The following is a 14,526-nucleotide window of genomic DNA, read 5'->3' as shown; positions in this document are numbered from 1 at the left end:
CCGACGGCTCGCACCCTATGGAGCCCCGGCCTGTTGCAGCGATCGGAGGTGCTGCGGGTAGCGCCAGTGCCGATCGGGGTCCCACCAGGCGGGGCCGCGGATCTCGGGAAGTCCGTTGTTCATGCGGATCTCCCACCCGCTGGCGTCGAGGGTGCGATGATGCCACCAGCACAGAGCGACACCATTGTCGGTGTGGGTCGGACCGCCGTACGCGTGGTCGCGGACATGATGGTATTCGCACCAGGTCGCGCGGACGTGGCAGCCAGGGATGAGGCATTCCCTGTCGCGGAGGGCAACGGCCCGGCGCTGGTGGACGTTGAAGATGCGGTCGGTTGTGCTGATGCTCCGGATACGCCCGTTCTCGTCGAACAGCACCCGCTGCACGTGCCCGGCACACGCGGTGTGGGCGGCGACGGATACCGGCACCGGGGTGTCGATGCCGTCGACGTGCGCCCACCCGCGCCCGGACGCGAAATCCTCCGCCGTGACGGACACGACCAAGGTCGGGGCGGCACCACCGAGGGTCGGGACGTCGTCGTGGCGGGCGGCGATGGTCAGGATCGCCGCGAGCGCATCGTGGCGTTTCTGCCCGGGCGTTCGGGAGTCGTACGGTGCCGGACACAGGTCGCCCTCAGGCGTGTCCTCGCTGTCGCGGAGATCGTCGGTGGAGTCTTCATCGCTCGGTCGGAACATCACCCCGCTCGCGTGGGGCGCGGCTGGGCCGTCGACCTTCGGGTTGTTGTAGGCGTCGAGAAGACGCTGGAACTGTCCGGCAGCATCGGGAAGCAGGTTCCCGTGGACCGGGATGCCGCCGTCCTTCTCCCGCCCGAAGCTCAGGAACCGTGCCCGCATCGCACGGTCATCCGCGGGCTCTGCCCCGTCCGGGTCGAGATACGTGGCGATGACCTGGGAGAACAACCGCAGATCATCCGGTGTGGCCGGCGGCCCAGACTCCCCGATCGACTCAGCGGTCGTCGCGTCCGCGTCGGCGATCGCACACCCTCGCGCGAACGCCGCAAGCTGCGCATCCGCCCGCACCCGGTCCTCGCATCCCACTCGACGACCGGCCTGTTCGATCGGTCCGGTCGCAGCGAGCAACCCCGAGACACCGACCACGCCGTCCAGCAGCGCGCCCCGCAACTCCGGCCACCGTGCCGGCAACGGGGCACCCGTGGTGAGCTCCGTCTCGCGATACACAACCTTCGCTGCCTTCACCACCCGGCCAGCTCCTGCCGCATCGACCCGGAGGACCCGCTGGAGGAGTTCGTTCATGTTCCGGCATCCGAACCGGCCCGCGAACGACGGATCCCCCGGTCCTTCCGGGCGCCCATCCACGGAGGCGACTGTCTCGACGACCAGAGCATCCAGCAGACGTTGCACCTCCCCCGCAGCACGAAGAATGTCCATCTTCTCGGCATCTGAACGGCCCACTGGAGCATCCATCCGCAGCACCGGACCAAGGTCGGCGACGACCTGATCCAGGAGCGCTGCGGTGCTGTTCATACCTCCATTCAACCCGGGGCCACCGACATTCCGACCCCTAAATCATCCTGATCAAAAGCCTTTTCCGCGGATGTTCCTGCGTGGCGCATGCGCGGTTCCCGCGCAACGATCAACAGGCTGCTTGCAGCGCGCTCTCACACCGCCAGCAACACGATCCCGACCACGACGATGGCCGCAGCGGCCACTCGCCATCCCGGTCGCGATTCGCGCAGCACGAAGGCGCCGAAAAGGCTGACCAGTACGACGCTCACCTCGCGCAGCGGCGCCACGAGCGCGACCGGCGCGATCTGGATCGCGGTGAGCACGAGGATGTACGACAACGGCGACAGCACCCCGAAGGCGACGATGCGGCGCCATTCGGTCCGCCCCAGCGCCCAGACCGCCTTCCACCGCCCGCGCACGGCGATCGAATAGAAGGGAACCTGAAGCACCGTGGTGCCCACCATGAACGCGACCGGCGACAGATTCCAGGTGCGAACGGCGTTCGCATCCCAGATCGTGTAGATCGCGATCGCCACCCCGGTGAGCAGACCGAAGACGAGCCCGCGGTCAAGGCCGCCCCTGACGCTCCGCCCCCGATCCACGAGACCGACGGCGACCACGCCGATGATGACGGCCGCGACCCCGATCAAGGCGATCGGCGATGGCCGTTCACCCAGGACCAGAACGGCGATGATCACCGAGAGGAACGGCCCGGTACCGCGCGCTGTGGCATAGACGGTGGAGAGGTTTCCTGCCTGGTAGCCGCGCTGCAGCACGGCCATGTAGCAGACGTGCAGCACTGCTGAAACGCCGACACCGAGGGCGAAGCCGGCGAGATCGTCTGTGCCGAGACCACCGGTGAACGGCACGACCCCGGCCCAGATCACGGTGCTCCCGACCGCTCCCCACCAGAGGAACGGGACGCCGGCACGACTGACACCGTGAGCGATGATGTTCCAGGACGCGTGAGCCAGGGCGGCGGCGAGTACCAGGGCGAATGCAAGGGGAGACATCGCGCACACCCTATCCGGCGCAGGTGACCGCGAGGAGCCGGTGACCGCCCGGCGGCCTCCCCGTCCCTGCCCGATTACGATCGAAGTACCCCCTTTCAGGAAGGCCCTTCATGCCCGTCACCCCGGTTGCCCTCGCTCACGCCGACGATCTCGCCGATTTCATCGCCGCATCCCCGTCGAGCTACCACGCGGCGTCCGAGGTCGCCCGGCGCCTGGAGGATGCCGGATTCACCCGCCTCGACGAGAGCCAGCCGTGGCCGGCGCAGTCCGGCGGACGCTTCGTGGTCGTCCGCGACGGTGCGGCGATCGCCTGGGTCGTGCCGACGGATGCTGCCGCGACGACACCCACGCAGGTGTTCGGTGCACACACCGACTCCCCCGGCTTCAAGCTCAAGCCGCAGCCGACAACCGGCTCGAAGGGCTGGTTGCAGGCGGCGGTCGAGATCTACGGCGGCCCGCTGCTGAACTCGTGGCTCGACCGCGAGCTTCGCCTTGCCGGACGCCTCGCCCTCGCCGACGGACGCGTCGTGCTGGCGGACACCGGCGCACTCCTGCGCCTGCCGCAACTGGCGATCCACCTCGACCGCGGTGCCAACAGCGGACTCGAACTCGACAAGCAGTTCCAGACCCAGCCGGTCTGGGGACTCGGCGACCCGACGTCGGCCGATCTCCTCGCCGAGCTCGCCGCCTCCGCGGACGTCGATGCCGCCGATATCCGCGGCTACGACGTGGTCGTGGCGGATTCGGCGCGCGGCGCCGTGTTCGGCAAGGACGACGCATTCTTCGCCGCGGGCCGCCTCGACGACCTCGCCTCGGTGCACGCCGGACTCGTGGCGCTCTCATCGTTCGAGGCCACCGCCGACGGACCGATCGCCGTGCTCGCCGCCTTCGACCACGAGGAGCTCGGTTCCGCCTCGCGCTCCGGCGCGGCCGGTCCCTTCCTCGAGGACGTCCTGGAGCGCGTGTACGCACACCTCGGCGCCGACTCCTCCCAGCGCCGTCAGGCCTACGCCTCGTCCTGGTGCCTGTCCAGCGACGTCGGACACTCGGTGCACCCGAACTACATCGCCAAGCACGACCCCGTCGTGCAGCCGGTCCTGGGCTCTGGGCCGATCCTGAAGATCAACGCCAACCAGCGCTACGCGACGGATGCCGTCGGCGCTGCCGCCTGGTCGGCGTGGTGCGAGCGCGCCGGCATCGCCTCGCAGGAATTCGTCTCGAACAACACCGTTCCGTGCGGCTCGACGATCGGCCCGATCACGGCGACCCGTCTGGGATTGCGCACAGTGGACGTCGGCATCCCGATCCTGTCGATGCACTCCGCCCGTGAACTCGCCGGCGTCGCCGACCTGCACGATCTCACCCGGGTGGCGGAGGCGTTCTTCCGCGGGTGATGTTCTCACCCCGCCGTGCGGCACCGCTATATTGATCCGGAGCCAACCGGAGGGCCGACATGACGTATTTCGCGACGCCGCACACCCGTAATCGAGCGCAGGGACAAGGCTCCCGACCGCGCCGTCGACCCGTCCGCGCGCTGCTCGCCGTCGTGGGAATCGCCGCGCTGGGCGTCTCCGGCGCGATGACGGCATCGGCGGCGACGACGACGGCATGGGCGGAATGGGCGCCGCTCTCCGGCTCCGGCGGCGCGTACACGACCGCCGTGTCGTTCGCCGGTCAGCCCTCCCTCACCGCCACCGTGACCAGCGACTCCCGCGCCGGACAGGTCGGCGTCATCTCCGGCGCCTCGACCTGGCTCTCCGAAGGCACCCCCATCGGAGCGAAGTACGGCTCCAGTCGCGACCTTCCCTACCTCAACCTCCGCCCGAAAGCCGACTCGGCGAGCGCCCCCTCGACGACGACGTACACCTTCGCGTCGCCCACCCCGTCCTCGGGCTGGGCCTTCGCGCTCGGCGACATCGACGCGGATGCCGTGCGGATTCACGGCACCACGGCGGCCGGCGCACCGATCACCGCCGCCGATCTCGGGTTCCAGGGCGGCTTCAACTACTGCGCTCCTGGCATCGCGGGAAAGCCGTCCTGCACCGGCGCTGCGGATGACGTGCCCGCCTGGGATCCGGTCGCACTCACCCTCACCGGCAACGCCGGCGCGGTCGACACCTTCGGATCAGCCGCGTGGTTCGAACCGACCACACCGCTCTCGACCCTCACGTTCGAGTTCACGCGACGCTCCGGCTTCCCCATCTACCAGACGTGGTTCGCGGTCCTCGCGCGTGACATCACCGGCACCGTCGTCGATGTGGACTCCGGCCCGCTCGACGGCATCGCCGTCACGCTCACCGACGCGAACGGCGATGTGATCGCGACGACGACGACAGCTGCTGGCGGCACCTACGCGTTCCCGGGCAACATCGCCACGGACGGATACACGGTCACGGCGACCCCACCCGCAGGCAAAGAGGCCGTCATCGGCTCCGGCACGGCAGATCTCCGCACCGAAGACGCCGTGGTCGACCTGAGCATGCGCGACGTCGCGCCGGTGACGGAGACCCTTTCCGGCCGGGTCACCGCGGCAGGAACCGGAGTCGCAGGCGTCGCGGTGACGGCGGTAGGGCCGACCGGGACGCTGACCACCGTCACGGATGACTCCGGAAACTACTCGTTCCCCGAGCTGACCTCCGGCGAGTACACCATCAGCATCGAGGTGCCCGAGGGCACGGTTCCGGTCGGAGCGACCACGAGAACCGAGACGGTGGCGTCCGAAGACGTGACCGGCGTGGACTTCGCGCTGGCCCGTCTCGGTTCCGTCTCCGGCGTCGTCGAAGACTCGAAGGGAACACCCCTGGGCGGCGTGTCCCTGACGATCGACGGGCCGGATGGCGACCGCACGGTCACGAGCGAAGACGACGGCACCTACGTCGCCGATGAGCTGGTGCCGGGCGCGTACACGATCACGGCGACCGCACCAGATGGATACACCGTCGCTGAGCCCGCGGAGCTCGCCGTGACCATCACCGGTTCCGGCGAGGTGATCGTCGATCAGGACTTCACCCTCATCCCGGTGACGACGACGCCGACTCCGACTCCGAGTGCTCCGGGAGCGGTCGGCCCTGGCGGCCAGCCCGGAGATTCCGGGCTGGCGACCACAGGTGGAGCGAACCCTGCTCCGTTCGTCGCCGCCGCCGGCGTCCTGCTCGCAATCGGCGCCTTCCTGCTGACGCGGACCCGGCGTCGAGCTCGCGACTGAGCCGCATCACCTGACCTCGATCGCGGAGAGGCGCGTTTCGTCTCGGTCGCTGGCGCTCCCTCGCTCAACAACCACCTCGTTCTGTTGAGCGAGCGAAGCGAGACGAAACGCACCTTTCCCCCGGAACACCCGCCGCGGTGCCAGGATGAGGGCATGAGCGAGAACAGCGCCTCTCCCGTCACACGCCCCGAGCTGATCGAGCGCGCCGGGATCGAGATCATCCCCGAATCCGAACGGACTGCGAAGCCGCGAGACCTGTTCTGGCCGTGGTTCGCGGCGAACGTCTCGGTGTTCGGCATGTCGTACGGATCGTTCGTGCTCGGGTTCGGCATCTCCTTCTGGCAGGCGACCCTGGTCTCCGTGATCGGCATCGTGGTGTCTTTCCTGCTCTGCGGGCTCATCGCGATCGCCGGCAAGCGCGGCTCCGCACCGACGATGGTGCTCTCCCGTGCTGCCTTCGGCGTGCACGGCCAGAAGGTGCCTGGCATCGTGTCCTGGCTGACATCGATCGGCTGGGAGACGTTCCTGGCGATCATGGCGGTGCTCGCCACGGCGACCGTGATCACGCAGCTCGGCGGCGATGGAGACAGCATCGCGCTGAAGATCACCGCCACGGTGATCGTCGCGGCGCTCATCGTCACGGCATCCGTGCTCGGCTATCACACGATCATGAAGCTGCAGTCGGTGCTCACCTGGGTCACCGGCGTCGTGACGATCCTCTACGTCATCCTCGCGATCCCCGCCATCGACCTTGCCGTCGTCCTCGCCAAGCCCGACGGCGGTATCGGCCAGGTCATCGGCGCGCTCGTCATGGTGATGACCGGATTCGGCCTCGGCTGGATCAACATCGCCGCAGACTGGTCCCGCTATCAGAAGCGCACGGCATCAGACGGCGCGATCGTCGCCTGGAACACGATCGGCGGATCCATCGCCCCGGTGATCCTGGTCGTCTTCGGCCTGCTGCTGGCCGGCTCCGATGACGACCTGAGCGCCGCGATCGCCGGCGATCCGATCGGCGCCCTGGCGAGCATCCTCCCGATCTGGGTGCTGGTGCCGTTCCTGCTCACCGCCGTCCTCGCCCTCGTCTCCGGTGCGGTGCTCGGCATCTACTCCTCCGGTCTCACCCTGCTGAGCCTCGGCATCCGCATCCCGCGCCCCTCGGCCGCGGCGATCGACGGCGTGATCCTCACGATCGGCACCATCTACGTGGTGTTCTTCGCGACCGACTTCCTCGGCCCGTTCCAGAGCTTCCTGATCACGCTCGGAGTTCCGCTGGCATCGTGGGCCGGCATCCTCATCGCCGACATCCTGCGGCGCAAGAAGGACTACGACGACGACGCGCTGTTCGACGCGAACGGCCGCTATGGCGCCTGGGACGCCGTCTCGATCGTCACGATGATCGTCGCCTCCGTCATCGGCTGGGGGCTCGTGGTGAATCTCTTCGCGGATGCTGCGCCGTGGAACAACTGGCAGGGTTACCTGCTGGGCCTCGTCGGCGGCAGGGAGGGCGAGTGGGCCTACGCGAACCTCGGCGTCTTCATCGCCCTGGTGCTGTCCTTCCTGGTGACCTGGTTCGCGAGGGCGGGGAAGATCCGACGCCAGGAGCAGGCGTGACGGATGCCGCGGGCGCGCCGACGGGCCCCTGGCTGGTCGTCATCGACCCGCAGGTGATCTTCGCCTCGGCGGATTCGGCGTGGGGCTCGCCTTTCTTCGCCGACGCGATGCCGCGTATCCGCGCCCTGGCGGCCGCCTTCGGCGACCGCGTCATCGTCACGCGGTGGATGCCGACCGCCGACCGCTCCACCTCGTGGGGCGCGTACTTCGCGGCCTGGCCGTTCGCCGATCAGCCACCGAGCGATCCGCTGTACGAACTCGTCGCCGAGGCGCGGGATCTCAGCATCCGGCCGACCCTCGACCTGCCGACCTTCGGCAAGTGGGGCTCCGAACTCGAGGCGATCGTCGGGCGCGGGGCCCACGTGGTGCTCGCCGGCGTCTCCACCGATTGCTGCGTGGTCTCGACCGCGCTGGCGGCCGCGGATGCCGGGGCGCACATCAGTATCGCCGCCGACGCCTGCGCCGGCTCGACAGCCGAGAATCACGCCGCCGCGATCCAGGTGATGGGGCTGTATCCGCCCCAGATCACCGTCAGCGACACGGCGACGATCCTGGCCGGCACTGGCCGATGACGACGATCCGTGATGTCGCCAGGCACGCCTCTGTCGCGGCGATGACCGTGTCGCGAGTTCTCAACGATCCGGAATCCGTGGCCCCGGATACCAGGGCGCGGGTGCAGCAAGCGATCGACGAGCTCCACTACATCCCGAATCGCCTCGGTATCGGCCTGCGCAGCCGACACACCCGTGTGCTCGCCCTCGTCGTCAGCGATATCCGCAACCCGTTCGCGATCAAACAGATTCTGGGCGTGAGCACCGCGGCCCGCCAGCACGACTACACGGTGATCTTCGTGCACACCGATGCCTCCCCGGACGAGGAGATGGCTCAGCTGCGCAGCCTTGTCGAGCGCAGGGTCGACGGCGTCATCCTCTCCCCCGTACTCAACACGCCCGATGCCGTGCAGTTCCTCCTCGAGCAACGGATACCCGTGGTCGTGCTCGACTATCCGATGCCGGAGGTCGACGTCGACACGGTCCGCTGCGACAGCGTCATTGCCGCGCACGGGCTCACCGAGCACCTCATCTCGCTGGGACACGAACGCATCGCGATGCTGTCGGGTTCCGCGAAGATCGTCACTGCCCGGGAGCGCGCCGCCGGCTACGCATCGGCGATGGCCGCTGCGGGGCTGGGCGAACAGGTGCTGTTCGGGGAGTACTCCGCCGAGAGCGGCGGAGTGATGGCCGAGACTGTCCTGCGCACGGACCGACAGCCGACGGCCTTCGTCACGGCGAACAATTTCATCGCGCTCGGAGCGGCGCGCGCAGCGATCCGCGAAGGGCTGCGGATCCCGGAGGACCTGTCGATCGTCACGTTCGACGACCCCGGAGAGGACTTCGTGCTCGATCCTTTCTTCACCGGGGTGGTGCAGCCCGTGAAGAAGATGGCGTCGATCGCCACGGGCCTCCTTCTCGAGCGCATCAACGGCGACGGGCAAGCCCCCGGCCGAGAGATCCTGCTGCCCATGGCTTTCGAGCAGCGGGCGTCCACCGCTCCGGCTTGATGGTCCGATTCCGGCCCTCGGGAGCAGTCGGAACGGCGAAACGAGACGACGGATCGGCGGCTGCGAAACGGTGCCTTCGGGGCAGCGCACACAACCGCCGATCCTGGGCGCTCAGCGCGGGGAGCGACCTGTCACGCGACGGCGGACGAGCAGTACTCCCCCGGCCGCGGCGAGCACCAGCGCGGCGAGCACCGCGATGATCGGCGCATCGGCCCCGGTGGCGGCGAGGCCGCTACCGGGTGTGGCCGGGGTTCCGGGGTCGGCACCACCGGGGTCGGTTCCGCCGTTCCCCCCGCCATCCGCGGCGGCCGTCACCTCGAGTGCGACCCCCACCTCACCTGCGGGCTGCGTGCGGAGCGCGTACAGCATGTGGGCTCCGACGGGCGCCGTCGCGGGGACGCGAACAGCGACGTTGATCTTCCCGTCTGCATCCGCCACCGCACTCCCGAGCGAAATCGGGGTCGACCGGAGCTCGAGTGCGACGGTCTCACCCGGGGTGAACCCCGTGCCGGTGACGACGACCTCGGCGCCGGCCTGCACCGACGGCTTCGAGACGGCGATCGTCGCCTCCGCCGGAAGCGGCTCGTTCCGGATGCTGAGCGCATCGATCTGCAGGTAGGACCCGCCGGTCCGCACGACTCGGAGTGTATGTTCGCCTGCCAGGAGCCCGGTGACCGACGAGAGCAGCACCTGAGAGGTGTATCCGCCGTCCGTCCGGTCGATGGAATCAACCAGTTCGCCGTCGATGTACACGTCCGCCTTGATGGTCTCCCCGGTCGGGCCGAAGACGTCGATGCCGGTGCCGTCGAAGGCGTAATCGAAGAACGCGCCATCGGTCTGGGTGTAGCTCACATCACGGCAGTGGTCATCGGCATTGCGGTTGCCCGAGTACCCCCATTGTCCTTCGCTGTAAACGATCCCGGGGTCGTCGTTGTTGATCTTCGAACCGGGCTCGCCGAGCGAGGCGGCGAGGTCCTCGAGCACCTGCATCGATGAGTCCGCCGGCGTGCCGGGGAAGTGCATCATCAGGTTCAGGCTCACCGGCGCGTTGCGGTCGACGCGTGCGGCGACCGCGCACTCCAGGGATGCGACGCTGTGCTGGGGTGTGATCGTGGTATCGGCGCTGTGCACGCCCCAGTCCTGCTCCATGCGCTCCATGCAGTGCTCCAGGGAGCCGGCATGCTTGCCCGAGGTCATGACACCGTCTCCGCCGGGCGCGGCTGCACCGGTCGGAGTGGCCTGCACGCAGCCCTCCTCCCCGAACACGACGTCTTGGAAGGGGGTGTAGCTCGGAGCGATCCACGAGTTCCATGACACGAGTCGCTCCGGGTTTCCGGTGCGAGCAGCGTTGCCCAGCTCTTCGAAATCGGCCGGGTAGTAGATGAGGCCGTCGTCGAAGAACCAACCGTCGAGCTTGTCGCCATAACGTTCGCCGATCTCGCCGACGATCGTCTTCCAGTTCTGGATCATCGTCGAACGGTCACCGGCGCCGGTCGGGGTGAACGAATTCGGGAACTGCTGGGCCTGCCAGAAGTCCGTCGAGTTGTAGCCGAGGTGCTCGTCCTGCCCGACGTGGTAGTAGAGCATGAACATGATGCCCCGCGACTGCAGTTCGGTCGCCAGTTCCCCGATCAGATCGCGGGATGCCGTGCGGTCGCCGTTTCCGACGACGCCGTCCACCGACGAGATCGGCGCCTGCAGCTGATATGTCCACCACGACACCGACCAGATGACATGGCCTGCGCCGACGCTCTCCACCAGGTCGGCGAAGGCTTCGACATCGAAGGCGTCGGTGTGCGCCTCGATATCGGGGTTCTCTCCGGTGGTCGGGTAGGACCACGGGCCGTACTGGAACATCAGCCCGAGGCCGGACTTCGAGAACTCGGTTCTCGTCGGGATCGCCGCTGCCTTGAAGTCGGCGACCCGCTCCTGGAATCCCGCCCAGGCATCGGCGGAGACCAGCTCGATCGACTTGATCGACGCGTCGCCCGATCCGCCATCGCGATACGCCGTGATCGTGCTCTCACCGGCAGGGACCGTGATGGTGCCGGCATCCAACCGCAGCCAGCCCGCCTCCGGAGCAGTGACCCGCGTTCCTGCACCGCCGGCGACGTCGATCACGAAGTCGTCCCCCGACTGCGCTGCAGCCAGCAGATCGACGCGGAACGATGTCTCGACCTCAGTGCTGACCGACCAGGTCACGGTGCGCGAGCTGTCGGTGAATCCATCGACCCAGAAGTGCTTGGGCTGAGCTGTCTCCCAGCGAACGGTGAGCCCGGGCGACTTCTCACCGGAAGCGGCCATCAGCACGGTCGGCGCTTCCACTGCCCCGGACGACGGCAGCGAGACTGCTTCTGTCGCCGCAGTCGCTGCGTTCGTGGCCCCCGCCCCGAGCAGCGCCGCGACGACCGCCGTGGCCGCGGCCAGGGCTGTCAGACGTCGGCCTCTGCCGACGCGTGTCGTTGTATTCATCATGCTCCTTTGCATCATTTGGTAGTCCCCCGAGGTTGTTCCGCCCGCCCGAATCACTCCTTCAATCCGCCGGCGGCGAGTCCCCTCGTCACGAATCGGAAGGCGAAGACGATGATCAGCAGCGCCGGAACGCCGAGGAGCACGAGGGCCGCGAAGTACTGCGACGACTCGAGCGGCGTCGGCGCGAAGGCGCTCTTGATCGACTGCACGGCCTGCGCCGCGGTGGTCAGCTCAGACGAGCGCAGCAGCACCGAGGGGAAGATGAAGTCCTGCAAGGACCACATGATGCTCAGCGCGGCGAGGTTCGCCAGCGGTCCGCGGCACAGCGGCAGCACGACGTGGCGGAAGATGCCGACGTGCGTGGCCCGGTCGATGATCGCCGCCTCGACGAGCTGGCGGGGGATGTCATCCATGCGGTTGCGCAGCAGCAGCACCGCGAACGGCAGGGTGAGCACCGCCTCGGGCAGCGCGACACCGATGTGGCTGTTGAACAGGCCGAGGGTGCCGCTGATGAAGTAGACCGGCACCAGGATCGCGGTCGCGGGAACGGCGAGGAACAGCAGGACGCCGTAGTACATCGCCTCGCGGCCGCGGAAGTCGATGAACGAGAAGGCGTACGCGGCGAGCGCGCCGATCGTGCAGACGAGGAGCGCGTGCATCACGGCGACGATCGCGCTGTTCAGGAAGCTCTGCGGGATGGAGACGCCGTTGAGATCGCGGGTGAGAACCGCCCAGTAGTTGCCGATGCCGCCCACCGCGAGCGACATCTGCACGGCGTTCACGAGGGGCGCCGCGAACGCCACGGCGAACACGATCAGGAACCCGTAGATGAGGATGCGGTCGACCGGGCGTGCGCGCAGCGGCAGCGCCTCGACGTCTTCGGTTCGCGCCATGGTCACAGCTCCTTTCGCTTGACGACGATCTGGATCACTGAGATCGCGAGGGCGATGACGAGGACGAGGATCGAAGCGGCTGCGGCGTACCCGACCCGGTCGAGGCCGAGGGTCGCCTTATAGATGTAGGTGCCGACGATGTCGGTACGCCCTCCCGGCTGTCCGCCCGTCGAGAAGTAGATGATGTCGAAGGCCCGGAAGCTGCCGAGGATCACCGAGAGGATGACGGTGATGTGCGTCGAGCGCAGCAGCGGGAACAGCATGATCCGGTAGATCTGCCAGACCGAGGCACCGTCGAGGGTTGCGGACTCGACGATCGAGGCATTCACCTGAGCGACATCGGTCGTGTAGTACATGATCGGCAAGCCGATCGTGTAGGTGAGCAGGATGCCGACGGCCACGTACGCCGCGGTGGGATCGCCCAGCCAGTCGGGTGCGATCGCGTCGAGCCCGAACTGTCGCAGGAACTGGTTGAACGCACCGTCCTTCGTCTCCAGCATCCGGCCGAAGACCGTCGCGAACAGCGACATCGGGATCAGTGACGGCAGCAGGAAGACGGTGTAGAAGAGCCGTCGGACGCGGATGCCGGAGGCCAGCATCATCGCCAGGGTGAAGCCGAGGGTCAACGAGACCAGCACGCTGATCACACCGAACAGGACGGTGTTCAGCAGCGACCGATGAAACGACGGGTCCTGGATGACGAGTACGAAGTTCTGCAAGCCGACATCCACCGCGTTGCGGAAGGTGAGCCCGACCTGCTGGGTGCTGACGACGCCGAGGATGCCGAAGCTGTACAGGAAGTACACCGCATAGAACACCACGAGCGGCGCGAGGAAGCCGACCGCGTATCCCCACCCGCGCATCGGCGAACGACCCGCCCGCGACGGGCGCCGGCGCGAACGCCGACCCCCGTCGCGAGTGACCATGGTGCGGGTCTCGTCGGATGTCACTTGTCGGTTCCGTGCGGGTAGCGGCCCGACTCCCACTCGGACTGCATCCGGGCGGCGGCGTCCTCCGCGGTCGCGGTGCCGCGCAGCACGTCGAGGATCGCGTTGCCCTCGACCTGGTTCAGGAAGTCCTGCTGGCTGTCGCGCTGCGACGTCGGCGCGGAGATGACCTCGGTGGCCGCGGCGAAGCCGTCGCGGGCGGCGTCGCTGGTGAGCACGGTGTCGGGCAGCTCGTAGCCGGTGAGGCTGGGCACGAGCACGAGGTCCTTCGCCCAGACGTCCGCGCCTCCGGCGCCGAGCATGAACTCGACGAACTTCGCCGCCGCCTCGACGTTCTTCGACGACGAGGGGATGCCGAGGCCGCCCTCGGCGAGCGCGCGCACAGCCGGCTTGCCGCCGTCGAGCACCGGGAGGGGCGCCACGCCGACGTCGGCGAGGTCGATGCCGTTGTCGGCGCGGAAGGTCTCCGACAGCAGCGAGTTCTGCCAGGAGCCGTCGATGTAGAACGCGGCGTCACCGGCGGCGAACAGCTCGCTCGGACGGGAGCCGAGGAGGCTGAGCACATCGGCGCCGACGATGCCCTGATCGAACAGCGACTTGTACGCGTTCAGGCCGTCGATGACGCCCTGCTGGTCCCACGCCCCTTCGCCGCCGATGATGTCGTCGGAGAGGCCGGGCGACTTCTGCTCGGCGATGCCGAACAGCATCTCCTCCTGCCAGTACGGCTCACCGCTGAACACCACGGGAGTGACGCCGGGGTCGGCCGCGGCGATCGCGTCGACGGCCGCCTTCCATTCCGCGCCGGTCGTGGGCACGTCGAGACCGAGCGAATCGAGGATCTCGGCGTTGTAGTACATCAATGGGCTGCCGATCGAGCCCATCGGCACCGAGTACAGCTCCCCGTCCGATGCCATCCCTGCGGTCTGCTCGACCATGGTCTCGTTGACGCCGCCGAGCCAGTCGCCTGCCCACTCGTCGACGGGCGTGAGGTAGTCCTTGACGGAGTCGGTCATCGCCGACACCTGCACGCCGACGACGTCGATCTCCTCGCCGCCGCTGAGCGCCAGCGGCAACTGCTTCTGGTAGTCGGCTGCCTCGAAGGTGCGCAGCTTCACCGTGATGTTCGGGTTCTCCTTCTCGAACGCCTCGATCGCGGCATCCAGAGTGGCCTGCGGCGGGAACCAGGTCCAGTAGGTGATGGTCGCCTTGTCGCCGGAGTTCTGCTCGACCTCTCCTGGCCCGCCCACGCCGCCGCTGTCGCCGCAGCCGACGAGCGCGATGCCCATCGCGGCGGTGAGCGTGAGGGCGGTGAGCGTTGTGCGATTCTTCATGTCGT

The 14,526-nt window shown here is 68.2% G+C and carries 11 protein-coding genes; 5 read left to right on the top strand and 6 right to left on the bottom strand.

Annotated elements, in window-relative coordinates:
• Window positions 1–15: 15 nt before the first annotated feature.
• Window positions 16–1,503 carry a DUF222 domain-containing protein gene (locus LTA6_RS10220; RefSeq protein ID WP_341978119.1) on the bottom strand — a complete coding sequence of 496 codons (1,488 nt, stop codon included), beginning with the start codon at window positions 1,501–1,503 and terminating at the stop codon, window positions 16–18.
• Between the two features lie 134 nt (window positions 1,504–1,637).
• Window positions 1,638–2,498, bottom strand: coding sequence for an EamA family transporter (locus LTA6_RS10215; RefSeq protein ID WP_341978117.1), 861 nt, complete (start codon window positions 2,496–2,498; stop codon window positions 1,638–1,640).
• A gap of 110 nt (window positions 2,499–2,608) precedes the next feature.
• Between LTA6_RS10215 and LTA6_RS10210 the strand changes: the two genes are divergently transcribed.
• From LTA6_RS10210 to LTA6_RS10190, 5 genes are all read left to right on the top strand, one after another.
• Window positions 2,609–3,892, top strand: coding sequence for a M18 family aminopeptidase (locus LTA6_RS10210; protein ID WP_341978115.1), 1,284 nt, complete (start codon window positions 2,609–2,611; stop codon window positions 3,890–3,892).
• A 59-nt stretch (window positions 3,893–3,951) separates the two neighbouring features.
• Window positions 3,952–5,703 (top strand): carboxypeptidase-like regulatory domain-containing protein, encoded by a 1,752-nt coding sequence (locus LTA6_RS10205; RefSeq protein WP_341978113.1) that lies wholly within the window; start codon window positions 3,952–3,954, stop codon window positions 5,701–5,703.
• A gap of 153 nt (window positions 5,704–5,856) precedes the next feature.
• On the top strand, window positions 5,857–7,317 hold the full coding sequence (locus LTA6_RS10200; RefSeq protein ID WP_341978111.1) for a cytosine permease: 1,461 nt from the start codon (window positions 5,857–5,859) through the stop codon (window positions 7,315–7,317).
• A complete protein-coding gene (locus tag LTA6_RS10195; protein WP_341978109.1) occupies window positions 7,314–7,889 on the top strand; it encodes an isochorismatase family protein in 576 nt (191 codons plus the stop codon). Before LTA6_RS10200 ends, LTA6_RS10195 begins: the two co-directional genes overlap by 4 nt.
• Window positions 7,886–8,878: a LacI family DNA-binding transcriptional regulator gene (locus tag LTA6_RS10190; RefSeq protein WP_341978107.1), complete on the top strand. Its 993-nt coding sequence runs from the start codon at window positions 7,886–7,888 to the stop codon at window positions 8,876–8,878. Before LTA6_RS10195 ends, LTA6_RS10190 begins: the two co-directional genes overlap by 4 nt.
• A gap of 111 nt (window positions 8,879–8,989) precedes the next feature.
• Here LTA6_RS10190 and LTA6_RS10185 read toward each other — a convergent pair whose 3' ends face one another.
• Genes LTA6_RS10185 through LTA6_RS10170 form a run of 4 tightly spaced genes read right to left on the bottom strand, consistent with a single transcriptional unit; the run spans window position 8,990 to window position 14,521 of the window.
• Complete coding sequence (locus LTA6_RS10185; protein ID WP_341978105.1) at window positions 8,990–11,350, bottom strand: LPXTG cell wall anchor domain-containing protein; 2,361 nt, start codon at window positions 11,348–11,350, stop codon at window positions 8,990–8,992.
• A gap of 53 nt (window positions 11,351–11,403) precedes the next feature.
• Complete coding sequence (locus tag LTA6_RS10180) at window positions 11,404–12,243, bottom strand: carbohydrate ABC transporter permease (RefSeq protein ID WP_341978103.1); 840 nt, start codon at window positions 12,241–12,243, stop codon at window positions 11,404–11,406.
• A 2-nt stretch (window positions 12,244–12,245) separates the two neighbouring features.
• A complete protein-coding gene (locus LTA6_RS10175; RefSeq protein ID WP_341978101.1) occupies window positions 12,246–13,193 on the bottom strand; it encodes a sugar ABC transporter permease in 948 nt (315 codons plus the stop codon).
• Window positions 13,190–14,521 carry an extracellular solute-binding protein gene (locus LTA6_RS10170; RefSeq protein ID WP_341978099.1) on the bottom strand — a complete coding sequence of 444 codons (1,332 nt, stop codon included), beginning with the start codon at window positions 14,519–14,521 and terminating at the stop codon, window positions 13,190–13,192. The genes LTA6_RS10175 and LTA6_RS10170 overlap by 4 nt, the downstream gene beginning before the upstream one ends.
• Window positions 14,522–14,526: the final 5 nt, after the last annotated feature.

This window comes from Microbacterium sp. LTA6, assembly GCF_045690355.1.
In the GTDB taxonomy this organism is placed as follows: domain Bacteria; phylum Actinomycetota; class Actinomycetes; order Actinomycetales; family Microbacteriaceae; genus Microbacterium.
This window is presented reverse-complemented; position numbering and strand designations above follow the sequence as displayed.